The following is a 21,078-nucleotide window of genomic DNA, read 5'->3' as shown; positions in this document are numbered from 1 at the left end:
TCAGCAAGCCATGCTGAGAGCGCCTGCGCTTGTTTCGCTAGCGTTGGCTCTAGCTGACCGTCAGCTATTCGGGCGTGAAGTTCTCCGATCACTAGGTCGGTGCTTGTCGGTCTGCCTGGCGCTCCTGTCCGATAAATTACAGCCGAAGCCGGTTCGCCAAGTTTAAGATCGCCCGTGGTGGGCTCAGGATCTGACCGGCTTGCATCGTCTGCGTTCTTCAGGAATACGTCCGCATACTTGTCCGGGCCTCTTTCGGGGTGGACGGTCGCTGTGGATCCAACTCGAGTAGACGGTTCGCACACGTCCGCGCTGCCATAGCCGCCCTTCTCGTAAGGTTTGCATAGCATCGGCGCGGCGCCAGCGATCAGTCATTAGGTCGACCATCCTGCCTGTCGACGGATTGACGGCGACCGCTGTGCGCTCCCCTGCTTCGAGCAGGGTCAGGAGCTCTTCATAGGCATCGTCTTCGAAGCCTAATTCAGCCGTCCTCTCCTGAATGAACTGAGCGATCGTTGTGCAACCTGAAGGCACCCTCACTTCGCGGCCCTCATTTGCTCGACATTGTCCCCGCCACCTCCAAACTTCGGCGCACCAGCCCTGATGGCGTCGATGACGAAGGACGGAGCGAGGTGGCCGTAATGCTTCTCGACCATGCGCGTGTCGGCGTGCCCGAGGTTCCTCGCGACGACGAGCAGCGGCACGCCGTTCATGACCGCATGAGACGCCCAGGTATGGCGCATGCCGTGGAATGAGATCGGCGGCGTGACCTTGCCGTTCGCGCATGCTTCGGCCATGGGCCGCGCTTGCCGCGAAGCCTTCCACGGCTCTCCATCGAAGCGGACAAACATCACTTCACGACCGTCGCGGCCTGCGACGTGGCGCTTGAAGAACGCCGCCCCCTCGACGGTCAGGATGATGTGGCGCGGCGAGCCCGACTTTGATCTCCGGATCGCGATCGTACCGCTGTCGACATTGAAGTCCGACACCTCCAGCGCGCAGAGCTCGCCATACCGGGCGCCGGTCTCGAGCGCGCCGCGAAGCAAAGCTCGGAACGACGGCTCGGCGGCGTTCAGGAGCCGGCCGGCTTCGGCAAGCGACAGGTAACGCACGCGCGCGGCGTCGACATTCTCGAAGGGCTCTACGCGCCGCCATGCTGTGTCCGACGACACGCGGCCGGCCCGCCACTGGCGATTGAGAGCCGCCTTCAGGATCGTCAGCGTTCGATTGGCGGAAGCGCGACGACGACGCCTACCCTCGTCATCATCAGCCACCGGCTTGAAGCGCTGGTCGCGCCCCTTCTTGCTTCGGATCCTTGCGGGAGCCAGGGCGAGATCGCGAAGCCATTTGGTAATTTCGCGATCAGTCAATTTCTCGATTTCATTGGCGCCGAACGTCGGCAGGATGAATGCGTTGGCCCGAGCTCGGGCGTCGACGCCTGACCGGCGGTTCGCATCAACGAAATCGAGATAGTCGGCGATGGCATCGGCGACTGTCAGCGGGCCCGTCTTGCCTGCTGCGGCATGCGCCCGGCTGACCATGCGGGCGCGGGCCAAATCAAGCGCTTGCCGATAGCTGAGGATCGCGACGCCGTCCGCGTCCGAGAAATCGTCGGCTGTCGCCAGCGTCTCGGTTTCATAGTCGCGCTCTCCGACATAGTGCCGGGCGACCCACTTCCCGGCGCCTTTCGCCGGCTTGCGATAACCGATGTGAAGCCCGGGCTCTAAGTTCCGGTAATAAGGCTTACCGCGGGGCGTCAGACGCGCTCGCGCAGTCCTCGTTTCAAGATTGGCGTCCCGTACCGTCTTCGCCACGCGCGCCCCGCTTCGTGTCCAACACGTGTCCAATATATACGGGAGAACATAAGTGAACAACGGTGGACGCGCATATACGAACCCCTTCAGAAATCAGCATTTGATGTGGACAGCGGTGGACGCTGAAGAACGCCGAAATGTCCCTCTCACGGCGAAAACAGGGGTTCGAGTCCCCTTGGGAGCGCCAGGGATCTCAATCACTTAACTGGCATCTTTGCGTCCGCGTCCAGCGGACGTCCGACAAGCGCGCGCGGACGGCGGCGGCGTGAGCCGCTCCAGCCAGTCACGCGTCTCGCCTCGCCGCTTCACAGACACGGTCGGTACTTTCGAACCGACACGGCGCTTGAAGAATGTCGAAGTCACGTTTTGCATGAAGATGTTTGACTTTCGGTGGCGACGCGACCGGCGGCGGAATATCCAAGAGCCGTCGGTGGCCGAAGCGAGCCGGGCATGTCCGTCGAACTTCGGATCGAACATCCTCACCTCATCGCTCACTTGAGTGTCGGCGGCGCTTACGCTGCGTCCTCCGGCTCATCTCTGGCGCCGCACCCCTCATCGCTCCAGTGAGCGTCGCGAGGCCCGCCAATATGATCGGCGCTTAGTCGATCCAAATAAAAATCCGACGCATAATTACGTTTATCGCTCGACAATTTCTTCGGCGGGCGTTGACGGTATCAAGATAATTCCGCATCACCACTGCGCGATATCTTTTGCATTGAGGGCACTCATGAAGAATTATTTTGCATGCGCAGTCGTCACTGCGCTGTCGATCGCGTTTGCGCTTAGCTCCGCGGACGCCGCCAATCGCAAAGTCAATATTCGCAACAAAACCTCTCAGACCATGACAGAGTTTTACGCGTCAAATACCGGCTCGCAAGATTGGGAAGAGGACATCCTGGGCTCCCAGGAGCTGGAGCCCGGCGAAAAAATCGAAATCGACATCGATGACGGCAGCGGAAAGTGCAAGTTCGATTTTCAGGGAGTGTTCGCCGACGGAGAGAAGGTGATAAAGCGCAACATCAACGTCTGCCAAATCGAGACATTTTCCTTCACCGAATGAATTCGGCGACTGAGCATGGGGGATTCGTCATCACAAAAAATGCAAGAATACTCAGATTCTGCCTCGGCGTAATTGGATTTGCGTCGCTTCTGTCCTTGAGCGCGCCTGCATATGCGGACTTTCCATGTGACGAACTGGAGGGCGAGCGAAACGCGGTCTACAAGGACGCGGGCTATTGTTTCAAAACAACGCGGGCTATTCGCGCCTTCGGCAATGAAGGCTGCCAGTTCAAAAGACTTGAAGATGTGCCGTTGTCGGCGGGCGACCGCAAGAAGGTCGCGGAAATTCAAGAACAGGAGCGTGAAAACAAATGTCCGCGTTGATCCGGCTCGGCGCGCCGTTGGCGCTCGGCGTTCTGGCGGGAGCTCTGACCGCTCCGGCGTCCCGCGCGCAGGAACTCGATGAGCGGTGCCAGAAGATCGTTTCTGCGATCTGTGACGGCAAGCGGCTTGGGCGATGCTTTCAGAACGAAAAGATGTGGGATGACGTGCCGGCGCGCTGTCAGGGCGACGTTCAGACCATGATCGAGATGGAGCGCGAGGCGCTGCAGGAGCAAAAGCAGGAACGTCGTGAGGAGCGTCGCAAGGCGCGTCGCGGGGAAGGCCTCAGCTACGCCTGCGGCGGGATCATCCGCAGCCGCGCCTCCGGCTCCTCGGCCAAGGTCGGCAGCGTGCAGGAAGGCGAAGAAATCGAGGTTCTCGAAGAGACGGGCGTCTGGACCGACGACTTCCAGTGGTTCCGCATCCGGTACAACGGCCTCGAAGGCTACCAGTGGGGCGGCATCTTCTGGACCCAGGGCGGCCGCAAAGGCACGATCCCGAGCTGCAACGGATAGGTGAAAAGGCGGCCGAGGGGGGCACGTCGGCCGCACGCGCCTGGACGCCCGGAACTGCCGCAAGGCGTTCTTCCGCGTCTCGATCGAGGGGGTTGAGCAGCCGGAGGAGGCCCTCCCGATCGCCATCTGATCCGCCCAGCATGGCGGCCGCGGGTCTGGCTCGCAGCCTCGAGACCCGCGGCGCTCCATAATAAAAATTAATGAAATGGACGAAGCGCAGCCCGGCATCCATCCTCGTCACGAGTATGGAGACAGCAATGCGAGCGAATTCATCTTTCTCTGCTCTTATTACGTCCGTCTTATGCTGTCTCGGCACGGCGTCTCTGGCTGACGTCGCCGGCGTCAAAGGGCAGACCTTCGATCGGCTCACCTTCGAGGCCCCGTCCGGCAAGGAGATGCGGATCACGGCGCGCGGCATGGCCGTGATGCGCCACGCCGACAGCGCGGCCACCATCACGGTCATCGACAACGGGGCCCAGCGCCTGGGGCCGGAGACCGTCAGCCAGGAGCGCTGGACCAGGACGATCTCGATCACGGGCGCGGGCGCGCATGACGTGCTGCTGCTGTGCCAGGGCGTGAAGGCGTCGCCGGTCTATTGCGGGCTGACGCTCGAGACGAACAGGCTCGTCCGGCCGAATGAGGCATACGGCGCAGCGGCGTGTCGGCTACGCTTCGGCGTCGGTCGACGTGGTTTACCTCGAGGGCGCGTCGACGCCTCCCGAGGACGAACGTTTCCTGGTCGTGGAGTGGGTCCAGTCCGGCGCCGGCTGCCAGGTCCGGCACGAGCCGCCCGGCCTGCGCTACGTCGTCAGCCCGGACAAGCATGCGTTCTGGATGAGCGAGGCCAAGCATCTCGCCCGCAGGCTCCAGCTCGAGCGCGTCTATTTCCTCGGCGCGCCGACGTTCGGGCCGTCCGACCCCGAGGACAAGGACGGCCAGGGATCGGGCGGCGACGAGCGCTGAGCGCTCGCGCCGACCGCGAGGGCGCGCGGGCGAAAGACCGACGACGCAAAAAGGCGGGCTCTCCACGAGCCCGCCTTTTCAAGTTCCGGCCCTGGGACGATGGAGCGGCCCCAGGGCGCAGCGGCGGCGAGCGGACCGGCCGCTCGCCGCCTGTAAGCGTCAGTCCGTCGGCAGCGTGAAGACGGTGAGCTGGCCGCCGAGAGCGGTGTACTGCGACAGGGCCGCATAGCCGCCGACCGCGCCGAGGCCGTCGGTGGAGTTGGTGAGGCCGGCCGCAAGGCCGATGCCCGCCCAGCCGCCGACGCCCGAGAGCACCGCGACGTACTGCTTGCCCTTGTGCTCGTAGGTCATGACGTTGCCGATGATGCCCGACGGGGTCTTGAACTTGTAGAGTTCCTTGCCCGACTTGGCGTCGACGGCCTTCAGGTAGCCTTCGAGCGTGCCGTAGAACACGATGCCGCCGGCGGTCGCGAGAGCGCCCGACCACACCGAGAACTGCTCCTTGTTCGACCAGACGATCTTACCCTTCTTGCCGTCCCAGGCGATGAAGTTGCCCATGCCGCCGTGCGAATTCGGGGCCGGGTACATCGACAGGGTCGCGCCGACGTAAGGCTGACCGGCGGTGTACGAGACGCGGAACGGCTCGTAGTCCATGCAGACGTGGTTGGTCGGCACGTAGAACAGCTCGGTCTCCGGCGAGTAGGCCGCAGGCTGCTGGTCCTTGGTGCCGAGCGCCGCCGGGCAGATGCCCTGGCTGTTGGTGTCTTCGCCGTTCTGCTCGGTCGAGTACTTGGCCACGACGAGCGGGCGGCCGTAGGTCTTGGACGACTTGTCCATGTCGACCTTGGTGGCCCAGTTCACGACCGGATCGAACTTCTCGGCGACCAGCAGCTCGCCCGTCGCGCGATCGAGCGTGTAGCCGAAGCCGTTACGATCGAAGTGCGTGAGAAGCGGGCGCTCCTTGCCGTCGATCTTCTGATCCGTGAGGATCATCTCGTTGACGCCGTCGAAGTCCCACTCGTCGTGGGGCGTCATCTGGTAGACCCACTTGGCGACGCCCGTGTCAGGGTCGCGGGCCCAGATCGTCATCGACCACTTGTTGTCGCCGGGGCGCTGCTTCGGGTTCCAGGTCGAGGGGTTGCCCGAGCCGTATAGATCAGGTTGAGCTTCGGGTCGTAGGAGTACCAGCCCCAGGTCGTGCCGCCGCCGATCTTCCACTGGTCGCCTTCCCAGCTCTTCAGCGACGAGTCCTTGCCGATCGGCTTGCCGTGCTCGGTCGTCTTCTCGGGATCGACCAGAAGGTCTGTGTCGGGGCCGACGGAGTAACCGCGCCACGCCTTCGAGCCGTCCTTGAGGTTGTAGGCCGTGACCGACCCCTGGACGCCGAACTCGCCGCCCGAGATGCCGACGATGACCTTGTCCTTCACGGGAAGAACGGTCGCAGTGTTGGTCTCGCCCTTCTTCGGGTCGCCGTTGACGACCGACCACTTCTTCTGGCCGGTCTTGGCGTCGAGCGCGACGACCGTCGTGTCGGCCTGGTGCAGGATGATCATGTTGTCGGCGTAAGCGAGACCGCGGTTGACGGTGTCGCAGCACATCACCGGGATGACGGTCGGATCCTGCTTCGGCTCGTATTTCCAGACGATCTTGCCGCCGTCGTCGAGGTTCAGCGCGAACACGTTGTTCGGGAACGGCGTGTGCACGTACATCATGTTGCCGATGACGAGCGGCGAGCCCTCATGGCCGCGCAGCACGCCGGTCGAGAAGGTCCAGGCGACCTGAAGCTTCTTGACGTTCTTGGCGTTGATCTGGTCGAGCTTGGAGAAGCGCGTGTTCGCGTAGTCGACCGTCTGCAGCGCCTGCTGCTTGGGATCCTTCGTGATTTCGAGAACGCTGTCATTGGCGAGGGCCGGAGCCATCGCCGCTGCGGCGGCGCTCGCGCCAAACGCCAATCCCAGGCTGATCGTCTTGAACCGGTTCACCGGCGACCTCCGATTTGCTTATTATTTTTCAAACCGCGATGGAACTTCTCGCGACGGCGCGACTATGAGGATGTCGAAATAAGAGGTCTACTGATTTATTTCTTATTATTCTTCAGATTCAACGAAAGGTCTATTAGACGTGAATAATAAGTTTTTGAGATTATACTGACCCGAGGGAACGGCGCCGGCGGCTACCGAGCCGGCGCAGCGCTCTCATCCGGCCGTCCGGCGCAGGAGAGCGGCTGCGGCTCGACTTGGCATTCGTCCGGCGCGACAGGCGCGGGCGCCCGCGGCGCGCTCGCGCAGGCGGAGAGCGACAGAACGCCGAGCGCGACGGCGAGGACGGCCGCAAGGCGAGACCGCGCAGGCGCGCGGGATCGGGCGAAGGCCGGGCGGCCGCCGTCTCCCACGGCCCTCACGGCACGACGATCAGCATGAGATAGGCCACGAACACGACGAGATGGACGAGGCCGGTCAGCACGATCGTGCGCCCGGTGCCGAAGCTGATGACGCTGACCGCGAGCGTCAGGAACAACAGCACGGAGTCGCCCTGCCCGAGCCCGAGCGTCAGTTCGCGGCCGGCGATCATGCTCACCACCGCGACCGTCGGGATCGTCAGGCCGATGGTGGCGCAGGCCGACCCCAGGGCGATGTTGATGCTGCGCTGAAGCTCGTTGCGCCACGCCGCGCGGATGGCCGAGACGCCCTCGGGAAGCAGCACCAGGGCTGCGATCAGCGCGCCGATGATCGCGTCCACCTGGCCGACCTGGAGCGCGACGAGCCCGTGCTCGACGCCCGAGGCGACGTGTTCGGCGAGCAGCACGACGCCGATCAGGCCGGCGAACAGCATCACGAGGCTGACGACGATGTTGGTCTGCCTGGCCGGATGGTGGGCGTGCTCCGGCCGGGCCACCAGATCCTCGACGAAGTCGTCGCGGTGGCCGATCGTCTGCGCGAACACGAAACCGGCGTAGAGCAGAACCGCGAGCACGCTGACGAAGCCGAGCTGGGCGGCCGAGAAAGTGCCGGGCGCGGTCGTCAGCGTGTAGTTCGGCAGCACGAGCGTAAGAATGCTGAGCGCCGCCAGCACCGACAGCAGTGCGCTGGTGCCCTGGCGCTTGAACTCCTGATGGCGGTGCCGCCAGCTGCCGAGCACGAGACAGGCGCCGACGAGACCGCTCGTCACGATCATCACCGTCGAGAACACCGACTCGCGGGCAAGCGTGGGGTTGTTCTTCCCCTGCAGCATCAGCGAGACGATGATCGAGACCTCGATGCTTGTGACCGCGACCGTCAGCAGCAGCGTGCCGTAAGGCTCGCCGATCCGGTGCGCGACGCTTTCGGCGTGGTGCAGCACCAGGAACACCGTGAAGAACAGCATCCCGGCGGCGAAGACGTAGACCAGGATCGTCAGCGGCAGCGAATGGACCGCGTCATGGAGGTCGAAGATCGCCAGCGCCGCGCCGACGAGCAAGGCGGCGACCGGCGCCCCGTAGAACATGGCCGACTGCGCGCGGGTGGTCATCGGCGATCCTGGACTGGCTTTTTCCGGAGAACTCGAAGGCGCTTCACGGGCGCCTGCGACCGTGAAGAGAACACCGAAACGTTACGCCCCGGTCACCAGCGCGCATCGCCGCGACGTCAAGTTGCATTCGCGCCGCTTCGGCCGCGCGCGACAGGCTGAAAATCGCGGATCCTGGGCCCTCGACCGGGGAATACGGGAGAAACGCTCTGGCCGCCCGTCGCGCGCCGCGGCAGGATGCCGATCCCTGCTCCAGACAGGTCCCGAACCCGGATCACTCGCGATGATCGCAGACGCGATACGCCTGGCCCTCTCGAACGTCCCGCTCCTGATGTTCGTCGCCGCCATCGTCCTCGCGCTCGCGCGGCGCGGGCCGGGCTCGACGGCCGAGCGCCTGCTCGCCTGGCTGCTGCTGCTCGCGGTCGGCATCGACTCGCTCTGGGCGGGCGTGTTCCACGTGTTCTTTCCCGAGGTCGCGCGCGCGGCGATCGGCTGGGGCGCGAGCCCATTCCAGTACGAGATCGGGGTGGCAGACATCGCGCTCGGGGTCGTGGCGATCGCGTCCTTCTGGCGGAGCCCGCCGTTCAAGAGCGCGGTCGCGCTCTACGCCATCGTCTTTTATGTCGGCGTCATCGTCGGCCATATCCGGGAGGCGGTCACGCATGACGACTTCGCGCCGGACAATTTCGGCCTGCTGCTCGCGCTGACCGCCTTGCGGGCGATCCTGCTCGTCGGGCTGCTGCTTGCGGTCAGGACGCGGCCCTCGGCGGCCTGACGGTTTCGACCCGAAGGCCTCACCGCCGCGCAGGCGTCGCCGGCGAGATCGAGGCCTGGGTCATGTCGAACAGGAAGGTCCCGGCCTTCGAGGCGAGGCTCGAGCGCGCGCCGAGCTGCGCCCTCAGCTTGGGATAGACAGCCGCCATCGCGGCGTAGCGGTCGTGGCCCAGCCCGCCGGCGTTGGGAGCCTCGGAGATGTCGATCACGCTGACGTCGTATTTTCGCGCGCCCGCCTGCACCCTCGGATCGTCGACGTCGGCGTTTCCGACGCGCCGCCGCTCGCCCGCGAGCGCGCTCGACAGCGACAGCGCGCCGTCGTCTTTCGAGGTCATGACCACGAGCGGCTTCTTAAGCCGGCCGACCGCCTCGAGCTGCTCGACGAACAGGTCGACGTCGATGTCGGGGGCCGCCATCACCACCTGGTCGAGCCGGTCGAGCGTCCGGCCGCGACCCGAAAGCCTCAAGGTGCGCAGCGACTCCATCACGAGGTTCGACCCCATGCTGTGGCTGAACACGATGACGCGGCCCGTCCGTTCGGCCGCAAGGCCGTCGAGCACGCGCGCGAGGCCGTCGCGCGACATGGTCGAGGCGTCCCGGTCGGCCACATAGCCGGTCGGCGAGGCGGCCGAGGGCCAGGCGAACAGCACCGCGGCTCCCGCCACATGGGAGTCGGCGGAGAGCTGCGCGCGACGGAAGAGCGACTCCTCGAAGGTGTAGTTGTAGCCGTGGACGAAGACGCCCGTGGCGCCCGTCCGCGAGCCGCGCGAGGCCGCCGCCGCCTCCCTGAAGAAGGTCGCCTCGTCGATCCGGCGCGCCTCCACCACCGCGAAGCTCTTCGCGGCGTCCGCGCGCGCGTCTCCGCCGGCGCTCTCCACGTCCCCCGGCTTGTGGCCGGGCGGAACCGAGACGACGTAGCGGGCGAAGGCGAGCTCGTGGGACCGGTCGGCGCCGAACGAGATCGGCGAGACAGGGTCCGGCTTGCGGGTGGTGGCGACGAGCACCGGAACGAGCCGCGCGCCGGCGAGCACGGCTGCGGCCGCGAGCGCCGCGATCCATCCTGCGATCAGACGTCCGCGCACGCCCCCCGGCATACGATCCCCCAACTCACCGCCGTTCGGGCCGCGACCCCGCGCGCCGGCGCCATCATGGCACAGCCGATCGACCGTTGAAGAAGTTTCGGCCCGCCCGTCAGGTCCGGGCGTCGACCTCGAAGCTCATGGCGGCCGCGGCGCGTATGAGCGCGCAGAAGGCCGTCACGGACCCCGGCGCGTCGTCGCGGGTCATGATGACGAAGCGCCGGTCGGCGGGCTCGGGCAGGCCGTGCCCCGCCGCGAGTTCGGCCACTCCGGGGGCGAGCTTCAGCGCCTGGGGCAGCGGCAGCACGCCGAGACCGGCCTGCAAGGCGCTCTCCGCGGTGGCGAGGCTGAAGGTCTCGACCGCGATCCGCCAGCTCCTGCCGGCCGCCGCCAGCGTCTCGATCGCGACGTTGCGCAGGAAGCCGGGGCCCGAGACGCCGGCATCCGCCGGCGGGACGATCAGCGGCACCGGATCGGCGACCGGCAGAGAAAGGCCGCGGCGCCCGAACCAGACGAGCTTCGCCGACCACAACGGCTCCGCCTCGGGAATGCGCGGATCGGCCACCAGCACGCAGGCGTCGACCCGCCCCTCCCTGAAATCGGAGACGCTGCGGTCGAACCCGACGCAGGAGATCCGCAGCTCCACCTCCGGATGTTCTTGCGCGAACAGCCACAGCACCGTGGGCAGCGCCGTCCGGCTGAAGTCCTCGGTGAGCGCGATCCGGATGATCTCCGTCCGCGCGCCGCCGCGCAGATGGCGGCGGAGATCCTCGGTCAGCGACACCATCGCGCGGACGTAGATCATGATCGCCTCGCCCTCGGGCGTGAGCGCGACGCCGCGCGAGGACCGCCGGAACACCGGACGCCCGATCCTCGCCTCGAGCCGCCGGATCTGCTGGCTGACCGCCGGCTGGCGCACGCCGAGCGCCGCGGCGGCCGCGCTGAAGCTGTTCGCCTCGGCGATCGCGAGCAGCGTGCGGATCTGGTCGCGCTCGATCAGCGGGCCGTCGTCAATCGGCATGGCCAGGGTCGGTCTCCGGGCGTGTTCCAGTCTTGCTTCAGGCGTCGCCGTTCTTCGCGCCGCTCGCCCTGGCGATGGTTGCGCGCAGGAAATCGAGGAAAACGCGGATGCGCGGGGGGAGATGCCTGCGGTTCGCGTAGCAGATGTAGAGCGAAATCTCGTCGCACCAGTAGTCCGGAAGGCAGGCGACCAGCCGGCCCTCGGCGATGTCCCTCTCGATGTCCCACTCGGCTTTCAGCCCGACGCCGCGCCCGGCCAGCACCCAGTCCTGCATCACCTCGGTGCTCGTCGTGGTCAGCCGGCCCTTCACATGGATCGTGCGGATCCTGCCGTTCTCGCGAAAGCTCCAGTGGTCGAACGGCTTGCCGTCGATGAAGAGCCGGATGCAGTCGTGGGCGAGGAGGTCGTCGGGAACCTTCGGCTCGCCGTGGCGCGCGATGTAGTCCGGCGAGGCGATCACCAGGCGGCGGCTGCGCAGGGCGCGCGTCACCACCATGTCGGCGCCGGTCGGCGGCAGCACGCCGAGCACGACGTCGACGCCGTCGCGCACCGGATCGAAGATCGCGTCGGCGAGCACCAGCTGGATCTCGATGTTCGGATAGCGCTCGCTGAAGGCCGCGACGACCTCGCTCAGCACGTTGCGGCCCCAGTGCAGCGGCGCCGTCACGCGCAGATGTCCGCCCGGACTGTCGAGGCCCTGAACGACCTCGGCCTCGGCGTCCCTCGATGTCGTCGATGATGCTGAGGCAGCGCTCGTGGAAGAGCGCGCCCTCCTCGGTCAGCTCGAACCGGCGCGTGGTGCGCGTCACCAGGCGGATGCCGAGGCGGCTTTCGAGCGCGCCGAGCCGCCGGCTCATCGCGGCGGGCGAGGTCTCGAGCTGGCGCGCCGCCGCCGACAGGTTTCCGGCCGCCACGATCGCCGCGAACAGACGGATGTCGCTCACCTCGTCGGTCACGGGCGCGGCCTCGTATGGGTTCGCCAGCATTACGCATGGCGCAAAGCTGCTTGTCGAGCCGCGCGCCTACTCCCTGGCGCGGCCGAAGCCCAAGTGAGGTTCAAGGAAACGAAAGGTCCCGCCCCGCGGCGCGGCCGACCGAAACGAAGGGAGCCGACCATGGCCCTGCTTCAGGTCCTCAGTCCCTGTCCCAAGACGCGCAACGCCCCGGCGGTCTTCCGCCCCTCCCCGCGCGGACGTCCCTGCGAGGCGGTCCGGCGCGCCTGCCGGCACGCGCAGGCGCCCGCGCCTTCGGTCGAGAGGCAGGGCGAAAGCGACCTGCTGCGGCGCCTGGCCGGTCCGGCCGTCGTCATCGTGGCGGCCCTCGCCGCCGTCTTCGCCGTCTGGGCCACGGTGCTGAAGCCGATCGAGGTCGCGGCCGACGCGCTCGGCGGGATGTTCGAAGTCGTCGCGCCGGACTCGCCCGAGACGCCGCAGCTTCGTCTCGCTCGCGCCGAGCGCGATTTCGGCGCCGCGACCTCGAAGGCGGCGCGCAGCTCTGCGGCGTCGGACCGCGCGGAGGCCGCGCGGCGGCTCACGCTGATGGAGGCGGCGAGGGACGCGGCGGCGCAGCCCTAAGCCCTCGGGCGAAGCGGGAGACAACGCGCTCGCGGGCGTTCGGTTCGTGCGCTCAGCGCAAAGGTGCTTCACGAGCCCGGCGCCTACAGGCCGGCGTGCGACGCAGCAGATGACGGCTCGCTGATTTCGTCGGGGCATGACGTTCGAGCGGGGATGGGATCACGCGAAGGAGGAGCATCGCCATGGACAGCGACCTCGAGACGCGCATCGACGACCGCCAAGGCAAGGACCTCCGTAAAGGAGGCAAGGACCTCCACAAGATCTTCGACGTGGAGCGCCCAGGCGACGAGACCCGGGCCGAGGCCTCGCCTCCGCCAAAGGACAAGAAAAGTCCCGACGCCGACCCGCGCCGGAGCGACGACGGCGGCGAGGCTCCCGAGCGGAGCGACGGCTCGCGGACCGGCAAGACCGGCGGCCTCTCGCGCGGCCGCAAGATCCTGCTGGGCTCCGCGGCCGCATTCGCGATCGCCGTGGTCGCGGCCGGCGGCGCGCTCTACTACGCGCACTATGTGGCGCCGTACGAGACCACCGACGACGCCTTCGTGGACGCGCGTTCGTTCTCGATCGCGCCCAAGGTCGCGGGCTACGTCGTCGGCGCGCCGGTGACCGACAACCAGCATGTCGAGGCCGGCCAGACGCTGTTCGACATCGACCGGCGCGACTACCAGATCGCGCTGGAGCAGGCCGAGGCGCAGGTGCAGTCGGCGCAGGCCGCGATCCAGAACTACGACGCCCAGATCGAGGCGCAGAAGGCGCAGGTCCAGGGCGCGCAGTCCTCGGTCGAGCAGGCCGAAGCGGCGCTGAAGTTCGCCCAGCAGGACGCAGACCGCTATTCCGACCTCGCCAAGAAGGGCTACGGCACGGTCCAGAACCAGCAGTCCACCACCTCGACGCTGCAGCAGCGCCAGGCGGCGGCCGACCAGGCGAAGTCCAGCCTCGCGGCGGCCACGAGCCAGATCAAGACGCTGCAGGCGAGCCGCGAGAGCGCGGTCGCCGATCTCGCCCGCGCCCGGGCCCAGCGCGACCAGGCCAAGCTCAATCTCGACTACACCCACGTGGCCGCGGCCCAGTCCGGCCGCCTCGTGCGGCTCACCGGCGCGAGGGCCAGTACGCGCAGGCCGGCCAGAGCCTTTCGATGTTCGTGCCCGACGAGATCTGGGTGACGGCGAACTTCAAGGAGACGCAGGTCGCCGACATGCGGCCCGGCCAGAAGGTCGACGTCGAGATCGACGCCTATCCGGGCCGCAAGGTCACCGGTCATGTCGACAGCGTGCAGCCGGGCTCGGGCACCGCCTTCAGCCTGCTGCCGGCCGAGAACGCCACCGGCAACTACGTGAAGGTGACGCAGCGCATCCCGGTCAAGATCGTCGTCGACGACTGGCCCAGGGACGTCGCGATCGGACCCGGCCTCTCCATCGTGCCGGCGGTGAGGGTGAGGTGAGCGACGTCGCAGCCGCCGACGGCGGCCGCGAGCCCGAAGCCGCGAAGGACGCGACGGTCGGGCTCGCCTCGTGGGCGATCGCGGGCGTGGTGGCGCTCGCGACCTTCATGGAGGTGCTCGACACCACCATCGCCAACGTCGCGCTTCGCTACATCTCCGGCGGTCTGGCGGTCGGGCCCGACGAGGCCTCCTGGGTCGTCACCAGCTATCTGGTGGCGAACGCGATCTCGCTCACCGGCTCGAGCTTCCTCGCCAAACGCTATGGCCGAAAGGCCTTCTTCATGGCGAGCGTGTCGCTGTTCACCGTCTCGTCGATCGCCTGCGGCTTCGCCTGGAGCCTCGAATCCCTGCTGCTGTTCCGCGTGCTTCAGGGGCTCGGCGGCGGCGGCATGGCGCCGCTCGCCCAGTCGATCCTCGCCGACGCCTTCCCGCCCGCCAAGCGCGGGCAGGCCTTCGCGCTCTATGGCATCGCCGTGGTGGTGGCGCCGGTGGTCGGCCCGACGCTCGGCGGCTGGCTCTCCGACAACGTCTCCTGGCACTGGTGCTTTCTCATCAACGGCCCGGTGGGCGTGATCGCGCTCGGCCTGATGTGGTGGCTGCTGGAAGATTCGAAGGCCGCGGTCGCGGAGCGCAAGCGCCTCAAGTCCGAAGGCGTGCGCTTCGACGTGGTCGGCTTCCTGCTGGTCGCGACCTTCCTCGGCGCGCTCGAGGTGGTGCTCGACGAAGGCCTCCGGGACGACTGGTTCGACTCGCGCTTCATCATCGCGTTCACGGCGATCGGCGCCGTCGCCTTCGTCGCCATGATCCCGTGGTGCCTGAGGGCCAAGAACCCGGCGGTCGACTTCCGCCTGCTCGCGACCCGCCAGTTCGCCTCCTGCTTCGTGGTGATGCTCGCGACCGGCGCGATCCTGATCGCCACCACCCAGTTCATCCCGCAGATCGTCCAGGAGCAGTACGGCTATACGGCGACGCTCGCGGGCCTCGTGCTCGCGCCCGGCGGCGTCGTGACCGTGATGGCGATGATCACGGCCGGCCGCGTGTCCTCGAAGGTCCAGCCCAAATGGATGATCGCGGCCGGCGGCGTGGCGATCGCCTACGGCATGTACAGCCTGACCTATCTCTACAACGACACGACCTACTGGTACTTCGTGGTGTCGCGCATCTTCGTCGGCGCCGGGCTGCCCTTCGTGTTCCTGTCGGTGACGGCGGCGTCCTACTACGGCATCCGCCCCGACCAGACCGACCAGGCCTCGGCGCTCATCAACATGGCGCGCAACGTCGGCGGCTCGATCGGGGTGTGCGTGGCGCAGAACACGCTGGCGCATCGCGAGCAGTTCCACCAGTCGCGGCTCGTGGAGCACGCCGACCCGTCGAACCCGGCCTATCAGGAGGCGCTGCGGCGCGCGACCGAGCTGTTTTCGACCCACGGCGACCCGGCCTCCGCGCAGAGCCGCGCCATGGGCTGGATCGCCGACCAGGTCCAGACCCAGGCGGCGCAATTCGCCTATATCGACGTGTTCTGGACGCTCGCCTTGATGGCGATCAGCGTCGCGCCGCTCGCGATGATCCTGAAGTCCGTGCCGCTCGGCGGCGCGCGGCCGGCGGCCCACTGAGCCGCGCTCCGTCGGCGAAACCGCAGGCGCCGCTCGGCCGGAAGGTGATCGGCGCCGTCAGGCTGATCTGCTTGTCCGGGACGCTCGCCGGAATGTCCGGAAGCCACCGCGAGGCGCGGCGCACGATCGCGCAGATAACGCTGCCGCTCACCGCCTGCGCGCTCGCGTCGACCGCCGGCAGCATCGCCGGCGACGCGAGCGCCAACGCCGCCGCCTTGATCTTCATCACGTCGGGCCTCGACTGCGAAAGCCGGCGCCGTCCGCCGGAGCCGTCGACGGGCGCCGCGCCGCCCCGGCCGGCGCTCGCAAGTTAATGATATCAAATTTATAGAATGAGTTGACTCAATCTGGCGTTCCAGTGGACAACAGGCGCCTCGCTGCGGCGCCGCATCGGCGCGGCCGTCGCAGATCGGCAGCCCAGATCCCATTGGCCAGAGCCATGGCTCATGATCGGAGTTCTCCAATGACCGCCTTCAGCCGGCGCGGCCTTCTCGCGGCCGCGGCGCTTCTCGCCTTCGGCCTGTTCGACACGGCGCGCGCGCAGCCCTCGGAGATCCGGCTCGACTGGCGACCTACAGCCCGGTGTCGATCGCGCTCAAGGAGAACGGCTTCCTCGAGAAGGCGCTGGAGGCCGACGGGATCAAGGTGCGCTGGGTGCAGTCGCTCGGCTCTAACAAGGCGCTCGAATTCCTCAACGCCGGCTCGCTCGACTTCGGCTCCTCGGCGTCCGCCGCGGCGCTCATCGCGCGCATCAACGGCAATCCGATCAAGTCGATCTACGTCTATTCCCGCGCCGAATGGACCGCGCTCGTCACCAAGCCCGACAGCGGATCGCGAGCGTCGTCCCGATCTCAAGGGCAAGCGCGTCGCGGTCACCCGCGGCACCGACCCGCACATCTTCCTCATCCGCGCGCTCGCCCGCGAAAAGCTCTCCGACAAGGACGTGAAGCTCGTGCTGCTCCAGCACGCCGACGGCGGCTCGCGCTCCAGCGCGGCGACGTCGACGCCTGGATGGGCCTCGACCCGATGATGGCCTCCGCCGAGCTGCAGGACGGCGCCAAGCTCGTCGTCCGCGATCCCTCGCTCAACAGCTGGGGGGCGCTCAACGTCCGCGAGGCCTTCGCGGCCGAGAACCCGGCGCTCGTCGACAAGGTTCTGGCGGCCTACGACCAGGCCCGCAAATGGTCGCTCGCCAATCCCAAGGAGCTCAACGCCCTGCTCGCCAAGGCCGCCAAGCTTCCCGAGGACGTCGTCGCCCTCCAGCTCGAGCGGACCAAGATCGCCTACACGCCGATCAGCGACGACGACGTCGCGGCGGTGACGGCCGCGGGCGAGGCGCTGTCGGCCGCCGGCGTGCTTCCGGCGACCGCCGACGCCGCCAAGGCGACCGGCGAGCTGATCGACCGCCGCTTCGACGCCAAGTTCGTCAACTGAGCCCGGAGGCCGACAGCCGATGAGCGACTTCGCCCTTTCGCCCGCCGGCCGAAGGCTCGGCCTCCCGGCCTGGCCGAAGGGCCTGAAGGCCTCTCACGCGCTGCTCGGCCTCGCGTTGCCCGTCGGGGCGGCGCTGCTCTGGGAGGCGCTGGTGCGTCTCGGCGTCTCGGACGGGCGGCTCGTCGCGCCGCCGAGCCGGATCGCCGAGACGCTCGTGGCGCTGTGGAAGAGCGGCGACCTTGCGCTGCACCTCTGGACCACCGGCTGGCGGGTCGCGATCGGCTTCGCCATCGGCGTCTTGGCCGGCACCGGCCTCGGCGCGCTCGCCGGGGCCTCGACGCTCGCGCGCAGGCTGATCGACCCGACGCTGCAGGGGCTGCGCTCGGTGCCCTCGCTCTCCTGGGTCCCGCTCTTCATCCTGTGGCTCGGCATCTTCGAACCGTCCAAGGTCGCGCTCATCGCCGTGGGGGTGTTCTTCCCCGTCTATCTCGGCGTGCTCGGCGCCATCGCCTCGGTCGACCGCAAGGTCATCGAGGTCGGCCGCATCTTCCGCCTGTCGCGGTTCGCGCTCGTGCGCCGCATCCTGCTGCCCGCGATCCTGCCCTCCTACGTGCTCGCGCTGCGCGCAGGGCTCGGGCTCGGCTGGATGTTCGTGGTCGCGGCCGAATTCATGGGCGCGTCCGAGGGGCTCGGCTATCTGCTGGTCGACGGGCAGCAGCTCGGCAAGCCTGACCAGATCGTGGCCTGCATCCTCGTCTTCGCGCTCGTCGGCAAGATCACCGACGGGCTCATCGTGGCCGCCACCGCGCCGCTGCTGCGCTGGCAGGACGTCGAGCGTCGGGAGACTGACGCGATGTCGCTGTCGATCCATGAGGTCAGCAAGAGTTTCGGGGGGCCGCTCGTCCTCTCCCGCGTGTCGCTGCCGGTCGAAAGGGGCGGCATCCTCGCCATCGTCGGCGGATCCGGCTGCGGCAAGAGCACCCTGCTGCGCCTCGTCGCCGGCCTCGACGCCCCGAGCGCCGGCGAGATCTGGCTCGACGGCGCGCGCGTCCTCGCCCCGCGCGAGGAGATCGGCCTCGTGTTCCAGGAGCCACGGCTGTTTCCCTGGCTCAACGTGCGCGACAATGTCGGCTTCGGCCTCGCGGACCGCCCGCCCTTCGAGCGCCACGACCTCGTGCATCAGGCGCTCGAACGCGTCGGGCTATCCGACCGCGCCGACGCCTGGCCGCGCGAGCTCTCCGGCGGGCAGGCTCAGCGCGTCGCGCTCGCCCGCGCCATCGTGGCGCGCCCGAAGGTGCTTCTGCTCGACGAGCCGTTCTCCGCCCTCGACGCCATCACCCGCGCCGACCTGCAGGACCATCTGCTCGAGCTCTGGCAGGCCTATGGGCTGACCGTGGTGCTCGTGACCCACGACGTCGACGAGGCCGCCTATCTCGCCGACGAGGTGGCGGTGCTCGCCGCGCGCCCGGGACGGCTTTCCGCCTCGATCAGGATTTCGGAGCCGCGGCCCCGCACGCGCCGCTCGCCGGGCCTCGAGGACGAGGCGCGCAAGATCGCCGCCGCGCTCGACGCCGCCATCCGCGACGGCGCGCGCAAGGCTTCCGCCGCCGGATGACGACGGCCTAGGCCATCATGGCCGCGAAGCGCGGCGCGGGCCTGTCGGAGCGCGAAACGAAGACGGTCGAGACGCTCGGCGGCTCCGCCGGCCGCGGAGCCGGCCAGACGGCCTAGACCGCCCCCGGACAACCCTCACGAAGCCGTTAACCATTCGTTAACCGGTTCGGCCGAACCGTCGCGTGCGATTGTTTGGGGCACGTGATGTCGCGTCGAATTCTTCTGGTCGAGGACGACGGCGTCACCGTCGACGTGGTCGCGGGCCTCCTGGCCGCGAAGGGCTTTGACGTGGACGTCGCGACCGACGGCGTCAGCGGCGTCGAGAAGCTCTGCAAGGGCGGCTACGCGCTCGCCCTCATCGACTATCACCTGCCCGAGATCGACGGCTACGCCTCGGCCCGCGTGATGGGCCAGATGCTCATCGAGAGCGAGCGCCCGAAGCTCGTCGCGCTCACCGCCGATCCCGCGAGCCTCAAGGCCCGCGGCGACGTCGCGGCCGTGTTCGACGCGTTGCTGCCGAAACCCTTCGAGCCGAAGAAGCTGCTCGCCCTCGTCGAGGAGCTGATCCGCGATCCCGGTCACGAGCTCGCGGTCGACGCCGCCCGGCAGGCCTGGATCGGCCTCGGCCTGTTCGACCGCCCGCGCGCCTTCGCGGTTCCGCCCGCCACGCCCGCCCAGGCGCTCGCGCTGCGCGACTATTTCGAGCTCGTCGACGACCTGCGCTCGGCCGAGGCCCTGCTCCTGCTCGACGCCGCGCGCGTCGACGCGCTCGCGGCCGTGCGCCGTCAGGGCGCGGCGCATCTCATTCCCGCCATCGACCTCACCGGCGCGCGCGCCGCGAGCTCGACGCCTCGTTCCGCCCCAACGATCCTGCCTCCTGGAGCGGCGTCGCCGACGCGCTGCGCGCCTTCTGCGCCCGCGCCGAGACGCTGACGGTCGCGGCCCGCTGCTCGGCCGAGGCTGATCTGCGCCTCATGGCCCAGCTCCACGTCTCGGGACGCGCGCTGGAGCCGACGCCCGATCCCGCCGAGCGGCTGCTGTTCGTCTACCAGGGCGGGCTTGGCGAGGCGGCGGTCAAGACCGCCGAGCGGCTCGTCGCCCGCGGGCTGATGGCGAAGAATTTCGCCGAGCGCTTCCATGTCTGCGAGGGCTGCGCCTCGCATCGCCTCAACGTGCGCGAGGAGTGCGGCTGCTGCCGCTCGCCCGACATGCGCGCCGTGAAGCTCCTGCGTCACCCACCGCTGCGGCGCGGTCGCGCACGAGGACGACTTCCGCGCCGGCGGCTGGTTCGCCTGCCCGAAGTGCGAGCAGATGCTCAAGCGCTATGGCGAAGATTATTCACGCGCCGGCGAGGCCCTGCGCTGCGGCGCCTGCGGGGCCGCGAACGGCGAGGCGGCGATCGGCTTCCTGTGCCTCGACTGCGGCGCGCACGCCGACTCCGCCGCCACGCCCACCGAGGACGTCCACGCCTATGCGCTGACGTCCGCCGGGACGCGCCTGCTGACGTCCGGCGACGCCGACGCCGCTGCGCCCCGCGCGGCGCGCGCCGCCGCGGTCCGCTTCGCCGAGAACGGTCGCAGCGCCGTGCTTGCGGAGCTGCGGTTCCGCACCGCCGAGCGCGTGATCGCGGCTCAGGGCTGGGACGCGTTCGAGACGCTGCGGCGGCTCTTCCTCGAAAACCTCGCGGTCGCGCTCGGCGAGGACGCGCGCCTGCTCGAGAGCGGCGAGGTCAGCTACCTGGTCGTGCCGGACATCGCTCCGGAGGACTTCGCCGCCGTGGAGGCCGCGCTGGTCGCCCGCTGCGCCAAGGGACCGGCGAGCGCGCTCGGGCCGCGAATCTCGATCCTCGAAGCCGCCTGAGGCGGGGAAGGCGTCGCGTCATGGGGCTGCTGTCCTCGCTTCTGTCGGGCCGCGCCGAACCCACGCCTCAGCCGACCGAGGCCGAGGCCCTGCTCGCCCTCGTCGAGCAGGTGGCGGAGGTCGGCCACTGGCGCGTCGAGCTGCCCTCGCGCGCGCTCGTCTGGTCGCCGGAGATCTTCCGGATCTATGGGCTCGAGCCGCGAGGAAGCGCCCCCGACATCGCGGACGCGATCGCCGCCTATCATCCCGACGACCGCGCCGAGGTCGCGCGCGTCATCGACCACGCCATCGAGACCGCGACCGCCTTCGACTTCGGGCTTCGGCTCTACCGGCCGGACGGCGAGCTGCGTCACGTCGTGTCGCGCGGCTTCTGCGAGGTCGACGGCGAGGGCCGCGTCGCGGCGCTGTTCGGCGTCATCATGGACGTCACGCGGCAGAAGCGCGCGCCGAGCAGATCGCGCGCGAAAGCGAGGCGCTCTACCGCCTGCTCGCGGA

17 protein-coding genes and 7 pseudogenes are annotated in these 21,078 nt (G+C 68.3%); 17 read left to right on the top strand and 7 right to left on the bottom strand.

Annotation, left to right across the window (positions count from 1 at the left end; all coding sequences use genetic code 11):
• Positions 1–533: 533 nt before the first annotated feature.
• Positions 534–1,811 (bottom strand): tyrosine-type recombinase/integrase, encoded by a 1,278-nt coding sequence (locus K6K41_RS16850; RefSeq protein WP_261401465.1) that lies wholly within the window; start codon positions 1,809–1,811, stop codon positions 534–536.
• A gap of 499 nt (positions 1,812–2,310) precedes the next feature.
• On the opposite strand from K6K41_RS16850, the gene K6K41_RS16845 reads away from it, so the two are divergent.
• The 4 genes from K6K41_RS16845 to K6K41_RS16830 all read left to right on the top strand — a co-directional run bounded on the left by K6K41_RS16845 (position 2,311) and on the right by K6K41_RS16830 (position 4,669).
• Positions 2,311–2,871, top strand: coding sequence for a hypothetical protein (locus K6K41_RS16845; RefSeq protein WP_261401464.1), 561 nt, complete (start codon positions 2,311–2,313; stop codon positions 2,869–2,871).
• Entirely contained in the window at positions 2,868–3,194 is a 327-nt protein-coding gene (locus tag K6K41_RS16840; RefSeq protein ID WP_261401463.1) for a YARHG domain-containing protein, read from the top strand. The genes K6K41_RS16845 and K6K41_RS16840 overlap by 4 nt, the downstream gene beginning before the upstream one ends.
• Positions 3,182–3,706: an SH3 domain-containing protein gene (locus K6K41_RS16835; protein WP_261401462.1), complete on the top strand. Its 525-nt coding sequence runs from the start codon at positions 3,182–3,184 to the stop codon at positions 3,704–3,706. The genes K6K41_RS16840 and K6K41_RS16835 overlap by 13 nt, the downstream gene beginning before the upstream one ends.
• Before the next feature lie 636 nt (positions 3,707–4,342).
• Positions 4,343–4,669, top strand: a complete 327-nt coding sequence (locus K6K41_RS16830; RefSeq protein ID WP_261401461.1) for a hypothetical protein — start codon at positions 4,343–4,345, stop codon at positions 4,667–4,669.
• Positions 4,670–4,828: 159 nt separating this feature from the next.
• Here K6K41_RS16830 and xoxF5 read toward each other — a convergent pair.
• A pseudogene (gene xoxF5, locus K6K41_RS16825) lies at positions 4,829–6,588 on the bottom strand (lanthanide-dependent methanol dehydrogenase XoxF5).
• A 478-nt stretch (positions 6,589–7,066) separates the two neighbouring features.
• Positions 7,067–8,176 (bottom strand): calcium:cation antiporter, encoded by a 1,110-nt coding sequence (locus tag K6K41_RS16820; protein WP_261401460.1) that lies wholly within the window; start codon positions 8,174–8,176, stop codon positions 7,067–7,069.
• A gap of 280 nt (positions 8,177–8,456) precedes the next feature.
• Between K6K41_RS16820 and K6K41_RS16815 the strand changes: the two genes are divergently transcribed.
• Complete coding sequence (locus K6K41_RS16815; RefSeq protein ID WP_261401459.1) at positions 8,457–8,948, top strand: DUF6790 family protein; 492 nt, start codon at positions 8,457–8,459, stop codon at positions 8,946–8,948.
• A gap of 19 nt (positions 8,949–8,967) precedes the next feature.
• Here the strand turns inward: K6K41_RS16815 and K6K41_RS16810 are convergent, their stop codons facing one another.
• The 4 genes and pseudogenes from K6K41_RS16810 to K6K41_RS30545 form a co-directional block, all read right to left on the bottom strand.
• Positions 8,968–10,029 carry an alpha/beta hydrolase gene (locus K6K41_RS16810; RefSeq protein ID WP_261401458.1) on the bottom strand — a complete coding sequence of 354 codons (1,062 nt, stop codon included), beginning with the start codon at positions 10,027–10,029 and terminating at the stop codon, positions 8,968–8,970.
• A 109-nt stretch (positions 10,030–10,138) separates the two neighbouring features.
• On the bottom strand, positions 10,139–11,047 hold the full coding sequence (locus tag K6K41_RS16805) for a LysR family transcriptional regulator (RefSeq protein ID WP_261401457.1): 909 nt from the start codon (positions 11,045–11,047) through the stop codon (positions 10,139–10,141).
• Between the two features lie 37 nt (positions 11,048–11,084).
• Complete coding sequence (locus K6K41_RS16800) at positions 11,085–11,714, bottom strand: substrate binding domain-containing protein (RefSeq protein WP_261401456.1); 630 nt, start codon at positions 11,712–11,714, stop codon at positions 11,085–11,087.
• A 160-nt stretch (positions 11,715–11,874) separates the two neighbouring features.
• Positions 11,875–12,033: pseudogene (locus K6K41_RS30545) on the bottom strand (helix-turn-helix domain-containing protein); the annotation flags it as partial.
• Positions 12,034–12,162: 129 nt separating this feature from the next.
• Here K6K41_RS30545 and K6K41_RS16790 point away from each other — a divergent pair.
• From K6K41_RS16790 to K6K41_RS16745, 12 genes and pseudogenes are all read left to right on the top strand, one after another.
• Positions 12,163–12,621 (top strand): hypothetical protein, encoded by a 459-nt coding sequence (locus K6K41_RS16790; RefSeq protein ID WP_261401454.1) that lies wholly within the window; start codon positions 12,163–12,165, stop codon positions 12,619–12,621.
• Positions 12,622–12,803: 182 nt separating this feature from the next.
• On the top strand, positions 12,804–13,784 hold the full coding sequence (locus K6K41_RS30005; RefSeq protein ID WP_346433435.1) for an HlyD family secretion protein: 981 nt from the start codon (positions 12,804–12,806) through the stop codon (positions 13,782–13,784).
• A complete protein-coding gene (locus K6K41_RS29565; protein WP_487308357.1) occupies positions 13,757–14,062 on the top strand; it encodes a hypothetical protein in 306 nt (101 codons plus the stop codon). The genes K6K41_RS30005 and K6K41_RS29565 overlap by 28 nt, the downstream gene beginning before the upstream one ends.
• A complete protein-coding gene (locus tag K6K41_RS16780; RefSeq protein WP_378145506.1) occupies positions 14,059–15,675 on the top strand; it encodes a DHA2 family efflux MFS transporter permease subunit in 1,617 nt (538 codons plus the stop codon). The genes K6K41_RS29565 and K6K41_RS16780 overlap by 4 nt, the downstream gene beginning before the upstream one ends.
• Before the next feature lie 44 nt (positions 15,676–15,719).
• Complete coding sequence (locus K6K41_RS16775; protein ID WP_261401453.1) at positions 15,720–15,989, top strand: hypothetical protein; 270 nt, start codon at positions 15,720–15,722, stop codon at positions 15,987–15,989.
• A 149-nt stretch (positions 15,990–16,138) separates the two neighbouring features.
• Positions 16,139–17,109 (top strand): annotated as a pseudogene (locus K6K41_RS16770) (aliphatic sulfonate ABC transporter substrate-binding protein).
• A 19-nt stretch (positions 17,110–17,128) separates the two neighbouring features.
• Positions 17,129–17,938 (top strand): annotated as a pseudogene (locus K6K41_RS16765) (ABC transporter permease); the annotation flags it as partial.
• Between the two features lie 24 nt (positions 17,939–17,962).
• On the top strand, positions 17,963–18,724 hold the full coding sequence (locus K6K41_RS16760; protein WP_261405763.1) for an ABC transporter ATP-binding protein: 762 nt from the start codon (positions 17,963–17,965) through the stop codon (positions 18,722–18,724).
• 203 nt (positions 18,725–18,927) lie between these two features.
• The gene (locus K6K41_RS16755) at positions 18,928–19,656 is read left to right on the top strand and encodes a response regulator (RefSeq protein ID WP_261401452.1); all 729 of its coding nucleotides are present in this window, start codon (positions 18,928–18,930) and stop codon (positions 19,654–19,656) included.
• A gap of 41 nt (positions 19,657–19,697) precedes the next feature.
• Positions 19,698–19,898: pseudogene (locus tag K6K41_RS30540) on the top strand (hypothetical protein); the annotation flags it as partial.
• 121 nt (positions 19,899–20,019) lie between these two features.
• Positions 20,020–20,583: pseudogene (locus K6K41_RS16750) on the top strand (TackOD1 domain-containing metal-binding protein); the annotation flags it as partial.
• Positions 20,584–20,603: 20 nt separating this feature from the next.
• A pseudogene (locus K6K41_RS16745) lies at positions 20,604–20,939 on the top strand (PAS domain-containing protein); the annotation flags it as partial.
• Between the last annotated feature and the right edge of the window lie 139 nt (positions 20,940–21,078).

Source organism: Chenggangzhangella methanolivorans (assembly GCF_019797865.1).
In the GTDB taxonomy this organism is placed as follows: Bacteria; Pseudomonadota; Alphaproteobacteria; order Rhizobiales; family Methylopilaceae; genus Methylopila; species Methylopila methanolivorans.
The sequence above is the reverse complement of the archived record's forward strand: the minus strand, read 5'-3'. Positions and strand labels throughout refer to the sequence as shown.